The sequence below is a fragment of the Streptomyces niveiscabiei genome (assembly GCF_033794345.1).
In the GTDB taxonomy this organism is placed as follows: domain Bacteria; phylum Actinomycetota; class Actinomycetes; order Streptomycetales; family Streptomycetaceae; genus Streptomyces; species Streptomyces niveiscabiei.
This window is the reverse complement of record NZ_JARAYJ010000001.1, coordinates 38,096-50,205: the sequence shown is the minus strand read 5'-3', so window position 1 is coordinate 50,205 and position 12,110 is coordinate 38,096. Positions and strand designations below refer to the sequence as shown.

11 protein-coding genes and 1 pseudogene are annotated in these 12,110 nt (G+C 71.6%); 5 read left to right on the top strand and 7 right to left on the bottom strand.

Translation table 11 applies throughout. The features are described from left to right. The first annotated feature begins 7 nt into the window (after nt 1-7). Nucleotides 8-376, top strand: coding sequence for a VOC family protein (locus tag PV682_RS00210; RefSeq protein WP_319722667.1), 369 nt, complete (start codon nt 8-10; stop codon nt 374-376). Nucleotides 377-483: 107 nt separating this feature from the next. On the opposite strand, the gene PV682_RS00205 is transcribed toward PV682_RS00210, so the two are convergent. Beyond that, a complete protein-coding gene (locus tag PV682_RS00205; RefSeq protein ID WP_319722665.1) occupies nt 484-1,098 on the bottom strand; it encodes a TetR/AcrR family transcriptional regulator in 615 nt (204 codons plus the stop codon). A 156-nt stretch (nt 1,099-1,254) separates the two neighbouring features. Beyond that, a complete protein-coding gene (locus tag PV682_RS00200) occupies nt 1,255-2,574 on the bottom strand; it encodes a jacalin-like lectin (RefSeq protein ID WP_319722663.1) in 1,320 nt (439 codons plus the stop codon). A 376-nt stretch (nt 2,575-2,950) separates the two neighbouring features. Here PV682_RS00200 and PV682_RS00195 point away from each other — a divergent pair, with 376 nt between their 5' ends. From PV682_RS00195 to PV682_RS00185, 3 genes and pseudogenes are all read left to right on the top strand, one after another. After that, complete coding sequence (locus PV682_RS00195; RefSeq protein WP_319722661.1) at nt 2,951-3,550, top strand: ArsR/SmtB family transcription factor; 600 nt, start codon at nt 2,951-2,953, stop codon at nt 3,548-3,550. Further along, nucleotides 3,547-4,827 (top strand): MFS transporter, encoded by a 1,281-nt coding sequence (locus PV682_RS00190; protein ID WP_319722659.1) that lies wholly within the window; start codon nt 3,547-3,549, stop codon nt 4,825-4,827. Before PV682_RS00195 ends, PV682_RS00190 begins: the two co-directional genes overlap by 4 nt. Nucleotides 4,828-4,838: 11 nt before the next feature. Then, nucleotides 4,839-6,116 (top strand): annotated as a pseudogene (locus PV682_RS00185) (MFS transporter); the annotation flags it as partial. 427 nt (nt 6,117-6,543) lie between these two features. On the opposite strand, the gene PV682_RS00180 reads toward PV682_RS00185, so the two are convergent. Together PV682_RS00180 and PV682_RS00175 are read right to left on the bottom strand one after the other, a co-directional pair. Then, on the bottom strand, nt 6,544-7,941 hold the full coding sequence (locus PV682_RS00180; RefSeq protein WP_319722657.1) for a DHA2 family efflux MFS transporter permease subunit: 1,398 nt from the start codon (nt 7,939-7,941) through the stop codon (nt 6,544-6,546). 95 nt (nt 7,942-8,036) lie between these two features. Beyond that, nucleotides 8,037-8,636: an NADPH-dependent FMN reductase gene (locus PV682_RS00175; protein ID WP_109362782.1), complete on the bottom strand. Its 600-nt coding sequence runs from the start codon at nt 8,634-8,636 to the stop codon at nt 8,037-8,039. A gap of 123 nt (nt 8,637-8,759) precedes the next feature. On the opposite strand from PV682_RS00175, the gene PV682_RS00170 reads away from it, so the two are divergent. Further along, on the top strand, nt 8,760-9,446 hold the full coding sequence (locus tag PV682_RS00170) for a TetR/AcrR family transcriptional regulator C-terminal domain-containing protein (RefSeq protein ID WP_319722651.1): 687 nt from the start codon (nt 8,760-8,762) through the stop codon (nt 9,444-9,446). A gap of 48 nt (nt 9,447-9,494) precedes the next feature. On the opposite strand, the gene PV682_RS00165 is transcribed toward PV682_RS00170, so the two are convergent. Genes PV682_RS00165 through PV682_RS00155 form a run of 3 tightly spaced genes read right to left on the bottom strand, consistent with a single transcriptional unit; the run spans nt 9,495 to nt 12,108 of the window. After that, on the bottom strand, nt 9,495-10,307 hold the full coding sequence (locus PV682_RS00165; protein WP_319722649.1) for an ABC transporter permease: 813 nt from the start codon (nt 10,305-10,307) through the stop codon (nt 9,495-9,497). 5 nt (nt 10,308-10,312) lie between these two features. Beyond that, entirely contained in the window at nt 10,313-11,113 is an 801-nt protein-coding gene (locus PV682_RS00160; RefSeq protein WP_319722647.1) for an ABC transporter permease, read from the bottom strand. Beyond that, nucleotides 11,110-12,108, bottom strand: a complete 999-nt coding sequence (locus tag PV682_RS00155) for an ABC transporter ATP-binding protein (protein WP_319722645.1) — start codon at nt 12,106-12,108, stop codon at nt 11,110-11,112. The genes PV682_RS00160 and PV682_RS00155 overlap by 4 nt, the downstream gene beginning before the upstream one ends. Nucleotides 12,109-12,110 lie beyond the last annotated feature (2 nt).

Below are 12,110 nucleotides of genomic sequence, written 5' to 3'. Positions count from 1 at the left end.
CTCCGGCATGACCTCACTCATACGGCACACCACGATCGACTCCCAGGACGCCTTCGCCCTCGCGACGTTCTGGTCCCAGGTGCTCGGCCATCCGCTCCAGGACGAGGACCGCCCCGGCGACCCCGAGGCCCTCATCGCCGGCGCGGGGCTTCTCTTCCTCGCCGTTCCCGAGGGGAAGTCCGTCAAGAACCGCGTCCACTTCGACCTCCAGCCGCAGGACCGGACCCGCGACGAGGAGGTGGAGCGGCTGCTCGGACTGGGGGCGAAGCTGGCGGAGGACCACCGGAAACCCGACGGGACCGGGTGGGTGACGCTGCTGGACCCCGAGGGCAACGAGTTCTGTGTCGAGCGGAGCGCCGCCGAACGCGAGAGCTGACGCCGGAACGGGGCTGATGCCGAAGGGGGACTGACGACGCGCGGCAAGGCTGATACGGAAACGGCGTAGAAGGCGGTTACTGCGGGCACTCACTCACCCCTGTGCTCTCACGCCCGCGTCCCCTCACCCCCTGCCCTCTCGCCCCGCGGCCCCTCCCCCCGAGGCCAGTTCACCAGCGCCGAATGCAGCGCCTCCACCGCCCGGTCCCAGGACTCCCGGACGTCCCGCGACGCCCCGAACCCCCCGGCTGCCTCCAGCACGCAGTACCCGTGGAACGTACTGCGCAGCAGCCGCACGGCGTCCGTGAGGTCGGGCTCGTCGAGGTCGTACGCGCGCAGCATGCCGTACGTGATCTCGGCGGTGCGCCGCAGCGCGGGGGCCTGGGCGACGAGGTCCTGGTCGACGGGGATCTGTGTGGCCGCGTACCGGCCGGGATGGCGCAGGGCGTACTCCCGGTACGCGCCCGCGAACGCGACCAGCGCGTCCTTGCCGGCCCGCCCCGCGACCGCCGCCGAGATGAGGTCGATCATCTCGGCGCCGGCCAGGAACGCGAGGCGGGTGCGCAGCTCCTGGAGGTTCTTGACGTGCGAGTAGAGGCTCGCGTCCTTGACGCCGAACCGCCGGGCCAGCGCGGACAGGGTGACGTTCTCGAACCCCACCTCGTCGGCGAGCTCGGCGGCGGCCCCGACGAGCCGGTCCACCGTGATTCCCGCGCGTGCCATGGGGTGCCTCCGTCTGTGTCCTAGGCAGGATCCTAGGACACTTAGGCAGGCGGCGCGGGACCGCTCACGGCAACGCCGGGCAACCGGTTGCGGCAACGCCCCGGAAAACGGTTGCAGCAACACGGGCGTACGGCGCTTTCAGGGGTGCGGCGCCGCTCAGCCGATCGGCGCGTACAGGACGCCCAGCTTGTCGACCTCGTCCCCGGAGCGCCCGGTGAACCCGACGATCTGCCACCCGGCCGGCGCCGTGAACGTCCGCGCGTCCGACGTCGCCGTACCGGCGGACAGCGAACGCCCCTTGTCGGTGCCGAAGGACGCCGAGAAGAGCCGCGTACGGCCGTCCTTCTGACCCTGCGTCAGCTTGACGGAGGTCAGGTGCTCGCCGCTCGCGAGGGTGAGGGACGTGGCCGTGCCGCCGGTGCCGCCGTGCGTGAGGGCGGTGCCGTCGGAGAGGCTCAGGGAGACCGCGTCCAGGCGGGAGGCGCCGCGCAGGGTGAGCGTGCGGGGCGCGGGCGCCGAGGGCAGGTCGTCCGCGTCGTTGAAGGCCGTGCCGTGCGGGCCGCCGGTGAAATCACTCGCCCGCAAGGAGGAGTTGAGGGTGTAGGAGAAGTCGACCGCGTGCGGGAAGTGGTCGGAGAGGTTGCCGCCCGCCGAGTCCAGGAACTTCGCCCAGTCGTTGCTGTAACGGGTTGCTGCAAGGTCCACCAGCCGGCTGCCCCGGTACAGGACCTTGTCGACGACCTCGCAGGTGTTCGGCGGCGCGCTCGTCGGGCACACGATCGCGTCCGCGCCCTGCGTCGGGGGAGTGCCGCCCTTGACCAGCTGCACCCACGCGTCGGTGAGGCCGTTCACGGACGTCAGGGTGCGGATGTTGTCCCCGGCGCGGGTGTAGCGCGTGTTCGTGTCGCCCATCACGATCACCGCGTTGCCCGCGGAGTTCGCGGTGATGAAGTCGGACAGCTGCGTGATGTTCGCGCGGCGCGCGGCGAGGGCGTCCGCGGAGTCGTCCGCGTTGGTGTGGACGTTGTACAGGTCCACGAAGACGCCCTCCGCGAGCCGCACCCGGGCCAGCGAGAAGCCCTTCGGCGTCAGGCAGTTGGTGCCGGTGCACTGGTTCCACCGGACCCGCTCGAAGTCCTCGAAGGGTACGTCGGAGAGCGTGTTGAGCCCGTCGCCGAACGGTACGCCGCCGCTCGTCGGCGTGCGGTACGCGTGGTCGTCGTTCGCGTACAGCGCCGCGTGGTAGTTGAAGTCCTCCTGCACGTTCACGATGTCGTACGCGCCCAACCGGGGCGAGATCAACGGCGTGTTGGTGGCCGGCTTGCTCGAACTCAAGGGCTCCGGCAGGCCCGCGACGTTGTACGTCAGGACGTTGAACGTCCCCGAGGGCGCGGCCTGCGCGGGTGCCGCCGAGGCGACGGTGAGCCCGGCGAGGCCGAGCACGGTCGCCGCGAGGGTGCCGATGATGCGTCTCATGGTGGGGGAGTCTCCGGTCGACGAAAAGAAGACGGAAAGGAAGGGGAAGTGAAGCGTAAAGAGACTTGAACAATGCTCAGGTTGGAGGCGGCCGGTGTGACGCACAAGAGTGACGGATGAAACGCCGGAAAACTGTGAGCAAGCGGTTACTGCAACGCGCCTGGTTTCCGCTCTTTACGCCGCTTACGCCGGTCCCGGCGAGACATCCGACGAACCGGCAACTCCCCTACGGCGCCCCGCACATGACCGCCACCACCGCTGCACCACCACACCGCGCGCCCCGCCTCCTCTCCCTCCCACACGCCGCCGCAAGCTGAATTGTCCGTCCGACTCTGAGAGTTGACTCTCACAGTTTCTGAGAGAACACTCTCAGACCATGGATTCGGGAAACCGCCTCGGCGACCTCCAGCTCACCGACCCCAAAGCGATGCGCGCGCTCGCACACCCCGTCCGGCTCGCGGTGCTGGAGCGGCTCCAGCGGTACGGCCCGGCCACCGCCTCGCAGCTCTCGCCGCACGTCGGCGCCACCCCCTCCGTCACGAGCTGGCACCTGCGCCACCTCGCGGGCTTCGGCCTGGTGCGGGACGCGGAAGGCGGTACGGACCGCAGGGAGCGGCGCTGGGAAGCGGCTGCCCGGGGTTTCCGGTTCACGGTCCCGCCGGACGGCGAAGGCCGCTCGGCCGCACAGCTCCTCGCCGGTGAGGTGTTCACCCGCACCGCCGAACTCCCCCTGCGCTGGCTGACGGAGACGGCCCCGGAGCTGGAACCGGAGTGGGTCGAGCTGGCGGGCGGCCTCAACACGAGGATCGCGGTCACCGCCCCCGAACTCGCCGCCCTCCGCGACGCGATCGAGGCCCTCGTCGCCCCCTACGTCCACCGCCCCGCCGCCGAACGCCCCCAAGGCGCCCGCCACGTGGCCCTGTTGACCAACGCCCTCCCCGAACTCCCCGAAGACGACCCCACCTCCCCCCGATGACCGCCCTCCTGCGCGCCAACCCCGGCTTCCGCCGCCTCTGGACCTCCCAGGCCATCTCCCAACTCGGCGACAGAATCACCGAGTTGTCCCTCCCCCTGACCGCCGCGACCACCCTCGAAGCCACCACCTCCGAAGTAGCCCTCCTCACCGCCCTCACCTCGGCCCCCAACCTCTTCGCCCTGCTGCTCGGCGTCTGGGCCGACCGAAGATCCAAGCGCCGCCTGATGATCGCGACGGACCTGGTCAACGCGGCGACCCTCCTCACCCTCCCGATCGCCTACGCCCTGGGCGCCCTGACGATGACCCAGCTCTACGCGCTCGCCGTCATCACCGGCACCTCGTCCGTCGCCGGCGGCACCGCGACGTCCGCCGTGTTCGCCCGCCTGGTCCCGCCGGAGGCGTACGTGGAGGCCAACAGCCTGCTCAGCGCGGGGCGTTCGGCGACGTACGTGGCGGGCCCGGCGGCGGGCGGGGCACTCGTCCAGGCGCTCACCGCCCCGATCGCCGTTCTCGTGGACGCGCTCTCGTTCCTCGTGTCCGCGTCCCTGATCGCGAGGATCGGGATGGACGAACCGCCCCCGGCGAAGGGCGACCGGCAACTCCGCGAAGGCGTGCGACTCGTGCTCGGGGAACCGGTGTTGAAGTACGGCCTGGCCTGCACGACGACCGTCAACTTCTTCACCTACCTCACGGGCACCGGCATGATCGTCCTCTACGCCGACCGGGAACTCCAGCTCGCCCCGGGGATCATCGGAACGGCGTTCGGCGTCGGTGCGCTCGGCGGGCTCGGGGGCGCGTTCGCGGCCCCGGTGCTGGCCCGAAAGTTCGGTTCGGGCAAGGGAGTTGTGATCGGATCCGTTCTCTTCCCGCTCCCGTTCGCGCTCGGGGCCGCGGCCGGCGGCCCGCCCTGGGCGAGGGCGGTCATCCTCTCCGCCTCCCTCTTCCTCTCCTTCTTCGGCGTCATGCTCTTCGACGTGAACCTCAACTCCCTCCAGGCGGCGGCCGTTCCGGACGGCATGCGGGCGAGGGTCGCCGGCGCGTACAGCACCGTCAACTACGGGGTCCGTCCTCTCGGCGCACTGGCGGGCGGCGCACTCGCGAGCGCGGTGGGGCTGCGAACCACACTGATCGTCGCGGCAGTCGGCGGCGCCCTCTCCGTGCTGTGGCTGCTCCCGTCACCGATACCGAGGGCGCGTGAGCCGCACCTCACGCCCTCGCGCGGTGGAAGCGGCGACACGGACGACGGCGTGGGCCTCGATACGCGCCCCGCGCCGTAGGGTTCGACCCGATGGACGACGCCCGCAGTGAGCAACCCCTCTGGAAACAACGCGACTTCACCGCCTTCTGGCTCGCCCAGACCCTCTCCGTCCTCGGTGACTCCTTCGCGCTGATCGCCCTCCCCCTCCTCGTTCTCGAAGCCACCGGCTCCATCGCGAGCATGGGCCTGCTCACGGCGGCGGGCGGCGCGGCGCTCGTGCTCTCGGCGGTCTTCGCGGGCGCGGTCGTCGACCGGGTCGACCGGCGCAAACTCCTCATCGCCTGCGACCTCGCGCGCATGGCCCTGTACGGGGTGATCCCGCTGGCCTGGCTGGCGGGACCCCAAGTCTGGCTCCTGTACGCCGTGTTGCCGGTCTGCGAGGCCATCGGCATGCTCTTCGCGGTCGGATACGTCACCGTCGTGCGCGGGCTCGTCGGCACGGGCCGCCTCACGGAGGCGAACGGCCGCCTCAACGCGACGGCCGCTGCGGCCGGGGTGCTCGGGCCGCTCGGCGCGGGCGCGGTCGCCGCGTGGACGGGGCCCGCGGCGGCCGTCGGCGTGGACGCGGCCAGCTTCGGTGTCTCCGCCGCGTGCCTCATGGCCGTACGGATCGAGAAGGTGCCCCGCGAGGACGTACAACACCCCGGGATCTGGCGGGACTTGAAGGCCGGCGTCGCCTTCCTCTACAGCCATCCGGTGCTGCGCTCGGTCACCGCCCTGCTGTTCCTGTTCAGCTTTCTCACCCTCGGGCTCGTCGACCTGCTGATCTACCACCTCAAACACGATCTCGGGCAGGACGACGGGACGGTCGGTGCCGTGATGGGGGCCGGCGCGCTCGGTACGGTGACCGGGTCCCTCCTCGTCGCCCGCCTGCGCCGCCGCCTCGGCTTCGGGCCCGTGTGGACGGCGTCGGTCGCCGTGTCCGGGCTCGCGGTCGTCGGGCTCGGCCGCGCGGACTCCGTGCCTCAAGTCGCCGTCCTGGCCGCCGCGTTCCTCGCGTCCGTCGCCGTCGGCGGCACCTGCTCGATGTCCCTGCGCCAGGAGGTGACCCCCGAACACCTCCTGGGCAGGGTGACATCGGCGTTCTGGACCCTCCAGTACTCGGCGGCCCCGATCGGCGCGGCCGTCCTCACCTGGACGGCGGAACACCACGGCACGGCCAGGGCGGCGGCGGTGGCGGGCTGCTGCTGTCTGCTGATCGCCGGGGCGGCCCTGTTCACGCCGATACGACGGGCAGGCCACGACAACACGCGAACACACCCCAACGGGGCGATCCCGCCACCCCACGAACCGGCCGACACGAACGCCGCTCGACCGGCAGGCGTTGACGCACCTCGCCGTCCGGCCCCGGCGCCAGCCGAGCGGCCTATCCCGGTTCTGCCGAGCCTGGCCGATACGAACGCCCCTCGACCGGCAGGCGCCGACGCGCCTCGCCGTCCGGCCCCGGCGCCAGCCGAGCGGCCTATCCCGCCACCCCACGAACCGGCCGACACGAACGCCCCTCGACCGGCAGGCGCCGACGCGCCTGGCCGTCCGGCCCCGGCGCCAGCCGAGCGGCCTATCCCGGTTCTGCCGAGCCTGGCCGACACGAACGCCGCTCGACCGGCAAGCGCCGACGCACCTCGCCCTCCGGTCCCGCCCCCCGCCGACCCGCCCGCCCCGGCTCCCCCGAACCCGGCCCAAACCGACGCCCCCGCCCCACCACCCCGGCCAACTCCCCCCGGTCCCGCCCCGATCACATCCCCCCACCCCGCCGCCCCGGCAGTCTCAGCGCTGGAAGTACCGCCAGCGCAGGCAACCCCGCCGCCACCAGGAACACCGTCCTGAACCCCGAGGGACTCACCCCCGCCGCGCCCAGCAGGACCGACAGGAACGCCGTCCCCACTGAAGCCGCGACCTGCTGGTTGATCGCCAGCGCCGTGCTCGCCGCGCCCAGCCGCTCCTTCGGCAGGTCCCGGCTCGCGACGGTCATCGTCGGCATGATCACCATCCCGACGCCGACGCCCATGAGCAGGGATGTCGCGAGGATCCGCCAGGCGGCCACGCCCTCGATCCCGGCCTGAACTCCCGTACCGGCCATGCCCATCGAGGCCAGCACCGCCCCGCACACGATCATCGTCCGGGGCGACACCTCGTCCACCCGGCGCGAGGCGATCTGCATGGTCCCCCCGATGGCCAGCCCGACGGGCACCCCCAGCAGCCCGGTCCCGGTGGCACCCCAACCCCGCACCTGCTGCCAGTACATGGGCCCGAGCAGCGCCGACCCGAAGTACCCGCAGGCGAAGAGCGCGAGCGTCCCGATCCCGAGGGCGAACGTACGGTCACCCAACAGCCGCAGATCCAGGAGGGGTTGATGGGCCGTCAGGGCGTGCCGCACGAACGCCGCGACGAGGACGCCCCCGACCGCCACGAACCCCAGCACTTCCGGCGACGCGAACTCCCCGCGCTCTCCGCCCCGGGCGAGCCCGTACAGCAGCAGGGCCAGGCCGGGCGGCAGCAACACCAGCCCCCGTACGTCGAGTCGAGGCACCTCACCCCGGGGCGTGTCGGCGCGCAGCAGCCGTACGGCGAGCCCCAGGGCGACCGCCCCGACCGGCAGGTTGACCAGGAAGATCCAGTGCCAGGACGCGGCGTCGATCAGCCACCCGCCCAACACCGGCCCGGACACGGGGCCGATGAGAACCGGCAGCCCGATCAACGCCATCGTCCGCCCGAACCGCTCCCGGTCGGCCAGCCTCAGCGCCATCGCCATGCCGACCGGCATCAACAGCCCGCCCCCGAGGCCCTGTACGACCCGGAAGGCGATCAACGACCCGGCGTCCCAGGCGAACGCGGCGAGCCCGGAACCGAACGTGAACAGCGAGAGCGCCAGCAGATACGCCCGCTTGGCCCCCAGCCGGGCCATCACCCACGCCGCCGTGGGGATCACGGCGGCCAGCGCGAGCGTGTACCCGGTGAGCGTCCACTGGATCGTCCCCAGCGAGGCGCCGAACGCGCTCGACAGACTCGGCAGCGCGACGACGACGATCGTCCCGTCGAGCACGACCATGAGCGAGCCGACGAGAATCACCCCGAGCGTACGGTTGAGCGCGCCGGCATCGGAAACCGGCGCCGACGACATACCGACCGTCATGACCCCCCACCCCTCACAAGCCCCACCCCTCCGCGAGCCCGGCCTCCCAACAGCCGCACCCCGTCACGAGCCCCGCCCCTCACGACCCCCACCCCTCAGCCCTGGTAAGGGTGTTCGGCCCGCGCGCCCCGCAACGCCCGTCCCCACCACGACAGTTGCCCCAGCATCCCCTTCGCCGCCCCCTCGCACACCGCACTGTCCCGCGGCCCCCCGTCCTCCCCGAGCCCGGACCACGGCGCGTGCAGACTCACCGCGTCGCGCATGCTCACCGCGTGCAACTCGGCGAAGACCTGCCGCAGATGCTCGACGGCCCGCACTCCGCCGGCCAGGCCCCCGTAGGAGACGAACCCGACCGGCTTGGCCTGCCACTGCGGCCCGTGCCAGTCGACGAAGTTCTTCAGCGAGGCCGGGAAGCTGTGGTTGTACTCGGGCGTGACGACGACGAACGCGTCGGCGGCGGCGAGCCGGGGACCGACCTCGCCGAGCACGGCGGCGACGGCGTCGCTCACCTCGCCGCCCCAGCCCGGCATCACCATCGGCAGCTCGATGTCCGCGAGGTCGACGACGTCGATGTCCAGCCCCTCGTGCTGGGCGGCGACGCCGAGGAACCAGTCGGTGACGGCGCGCCCCTGGCGGCCCTCGCGGACGCTGCCGACGATGACGGCGACGCGCAGTGGAGTGGTGTAAGCAGGCATGGGTGTCCCCCTGTTCGTGCCCCGGCTCGACTGCCGGGGTCGGCTCACATCCGGTAAAGTACAACGTGCGTTGTCTGAAGCACAACGGGCGTTGCACACAACTGTCAGGCACGAGGAGAGCGCGTGGGTACGACCAACGAAGCCCGGTGGGAGGCCGCCCTCAAGGACCACCCGCCCCGCAAGGTCCAGAAGTGGGCCGCGATGGCGGGCGCCGCCTGCACCCTCTTCGGCCGCGAGGGCTACACCCGCGCCTCGGTCGACGCGGTCGCCGCAGCCGCCGGCGTCTCGACCCGCACCCTCTACAACCACTTCCCCGGCGGCAAGGCGGAACTGTTCCGCACGGTCGTCACCTGGACGTCGGCCGAGGTGAAGGATGCCCAACTCGCCTGCCTGGCCAGCGTGCTGCCCCCCGGCAGACCCCCGCACCCCGACAACCTGGAACGCGACCTGACCGCCCTGGCCGAAGGCTTCGCCGACCTCCTGACGAGGTACGCCGACCACTTCGCCCTGGTCCGCCACATCCACGCGGAGGCCGACCACGTCCCGCCCGAGGTCCTGAGGTCCTGGCAGGAGGCGGGCCCGATCCCGGTCACCGCCGCACTCACCGAGGCGTTCCAGACCCTCCACGACGAGCACCTCATCGACACGCACGGCGACACGGCGCTCGCGGCGGCCCACTTCGTCGCCCTGACCTCTCAGACCCTCACCCTCCGCACCCACTACGGCGTACTCCCGCTCCCCGAGGAGGACGCCCGGCACCTGCTCCGCGGCGGGGTCGCCGCGTTCGTACGCGCGTACCGGGCCGCATGAAGAAGCGGGGGGTCCCGAGAAAGGACCCCCCGCACGCACCCGCACGGATCAGCCGTTCACCCCGCTGTAGTGCCGCAGGCTCCACCGCCACAACACCCGCGTCCCCACATACGCGAGCAGCCCCAGCAACGGCGACGCGGCGGCCACCCAGTACGGCACGGCGGTCCCGTGCCCGTGCCCCGTGAGCACGGCCGCCGGGAAGTACGCCACGAACGCGAGCGGCAGCCCGTACGTGAGCATCCCCCCGACCGCCTTGGGCAGCACGTTCAGCGGGTAGCTCCCGAACGTCCCCAGCAGCTCCTCCAGCCACCGCCCCCAGTAGTCGGCGGCGGGGAACCGCAGGGACGCGCACGCGATCAGCGTGAACAGCGACGCCTCCAGCAGCATCCCCCCGAGCACGGCCGCCACCAGGTACCCGACGCGCGCCAGGTCCCAGTCCAGCTGGCTCCGGCTGAGCGCCCCCACCATCAGCCCGACCGCGACCGTCAGATCCCCGATCGCGTTGGTGGGGAAGTACTCCAGCTGCACCTGCCGGTAGACAGGGAGCGGACGCAGCAGATAGGCGTCGATCTTCCCTTCCTGAATGTGCCGGCCGAGTCCGTGGACCCGCCCGAGGAACAGCACGAACAGCCCGTGCGCCAGCATCCGGATCGCCGGGATCATCAGCACGTCCTGGCTGTCCCACCCGCCCATCCCGCTGAACCGCGTGAGCAGTACGGTCGCGAACACGATGACCGACACTTGCCACACCGCGCCGATCGCGATCATCAGCAGGAACTCTGCGCGATACTCCAGCTGCGCACGGAAGTTGAGCCGCGTGACCTGCCACATGATCCGCGTGGCCTTGAGCAGGGAACCCATCCGGATCAGCCTCCTTGCGCGACGACCCGGCGGGCGGCGCGCGCCCACAGGAACCGGGTGAACAGGGCCAGCACGACCACCCACCCCGCCTGGACGGCGAGCTGGAAGCCGGCGTCGGACAGCGGGATGCGCCCGATGTAGAGGGAGAGCGGCACGCTCAGCGTCGCCTGGAACGGCAGGTAGGAGCTGAGCGTGACGAACCAGTCGGGGAAGAACCACAGCGGCGCGTACACCCCGGACAGCAGGTTCTGCGCGAACACGAGGATCAGCAGAGCGGCCCCGTTGCGCAGCGCCCAGAAGCACCACTGGTCGATGACCAGCATGATGTAGTACAGCACCCACTGCCCGAGCAGCAGACTGAGCGCGAACACCCCCGCCACGGCGGCCGACTCGGGCGGATCGACGACACCCGCCGCGAGACACACCGCGTACCCGAACAACGCCCAGGCCAGCCCGTACAGTTGCTCGCCCAGCGCCCGCAGCGCGTAGTACCGGCGCGGCGGTATCGGCCGCATCCACCAGTACACGATCGTCCCGAAGTGCATGTGCTGCTGGACGGTGTCCCGCCCCGAGTACTGGTCCAAGTCCCGGATCCGGGAGCTGAGCACGGCCAGCACGGCGTACGTCACCGCCTGCCCCCGGTCGAGCCCGGCGGTCGTCCCGGTCTGCGCGTACAGCCCGTGCCACAGCGAGGCGACCAGCACGATCTGGACGGCGAGCCGCAGCAGCGCCCCCGTCATCCGGGGCGGCGTGTACAGCTCGCCGAGCGGCGTGACCCACGCGGCCCGCCAGGCGTACCCGCTCATCGCTCGCCCTCCGCGTGGACGTACGCGGCCCGCATGACGTCTTCGAGGTCGGCCTCGTCGAGGGCGACGTCCGTCACCTCGTACCGTTCGATGACCGCCTTGAGGGCCTGGTGGACGGTCGGCGCGTCCGGGCCCTCGGGGCCGAACACGACGACCGGGCCATCGTGTTGGACGACGGCTATCCCGCGCAGCGGTGTGACCTCGGTGTGCGGGTCGGCGAGCGTGGCCCGCACCTGCCAGGTCGAGCCGAACTTGCGCCGGATGTCCTCCAGCGGCCCGTCCAGCACCAGACGCCCGTGGTTGATCAACACCACGCGTTCCGCGAGGCGTTCGACCTCCGTCATGTCGTGCGTCGTCAACAGGACGGTACGGCCCCGCTGTTCGACCTGGTGGCGCAGGAACTCCCGGACCTGTTCCTTCACCACGACGTCCATGCCGATCGTCGGCTCGTCGAGGAACACCACGGCCGGGTCGTGCAGCAGCGCCGCCGCGAGGTCGCAGCGCACCCGCTGGCCCAGGGAGAGGTGACGCACCCGGGTCGACCAGAACGAGGACAGGTCGAGCAGGTCGTCGAACTCCTTGAGGCGCGCGGCGTGTTCGGCCCTCGGCACCTCGTAGATGTCCCGCAGGATCATGAACGACTCGCGCACCGGCAGGTCCCACCACAGCTGGGTGCGCTGCCCGAACACCGCGCCGATGTTACGGGCGTTGCGCTCGCGCTCCCGGTACGGGACGACGCCCGCGACCCGCGCCTCGCCCGAGGTCGGGGTGAGGATGCCGGTGAGCATCTTGATGGTCGTGGACTTGCCCGCGCCGTTCGGGCCCAGCAGGGCGAGGAGTTCACCCTCGGCGACGTCGAAGCTGATGTCGGACACGGCGTGCTTGGCGACCCGCTCGGGGTCGACCAGCGAACGCAGCGCGCCCGCGAAACCCGGCCGGCGGACGGTGGTGTGGAAGGTGCGGGACAGCCCGCGCACCTCGATGCTGCCGCTCACTC

Coding starts and splice junctions, on each gene's coding strand:
- PV682_RS00210 (WP_319722667.1), top strand. CDS start 8: ATGACCTCACTCATACGGCACACCACGATCGACTCCCAGGACGCCTTC.
- PV682_RS00205 (WP_319722665.1), bottom strand. CDS start 1,098: ATGGCACGCGCGGGAATCACGGTGGACCGGCTCGTCGGGGCCGCCGCC.
- PV682_RS00200 (WP_319722663.1), bottom strand. CDS start 2,574: ATGAGACGCATCATCGGCACCCTCGCGGCGACCGTGCTCGGCCTCGCC.
- PV682_RS00195 (WP_319722661.1), top strand. CDS start 2,951: ATGGATTCGGGAAACCGCCTCGGCGACCTCCAGCTCACCGACCCCAAA.
- PV682_RS00190 (WP_319722659.1), top strand. CDS start 3,547: ATGACCGCCCTCCTGCGCGCCAACCCCGGCTTCCGCCGCCTCTGGACC.
- PV682_RS00180 (WP_319722657.1), bottom strand. CDS start 7,941: ATGACGGTCGGTATGTCGTCGGCGCCGGTTTCCGATGCCGGCGCGCTC.
- PV682_RS00175 (WP_109362782.1), bottom strand. CDS start 8,636: ATGCCTGCTTACACCACTCCACTGCGCGTCGCCGTCATCGTCGGCAGC.
- PV682_RS00165 (WP_319722649.1), bottom strand. CDS start 10,307: ATGGGTTCCCTGCTCAAGGCCACGCGGATCATGTGGCAGGTCACGCGG.
- PV682_RS00160 (WP_319722647.1), bottom strand. CDS start 11,113: ATGAGCGGGTACGCCTGGCGGGCCGCGTGGGTCACGCCGCTCGGCGAG.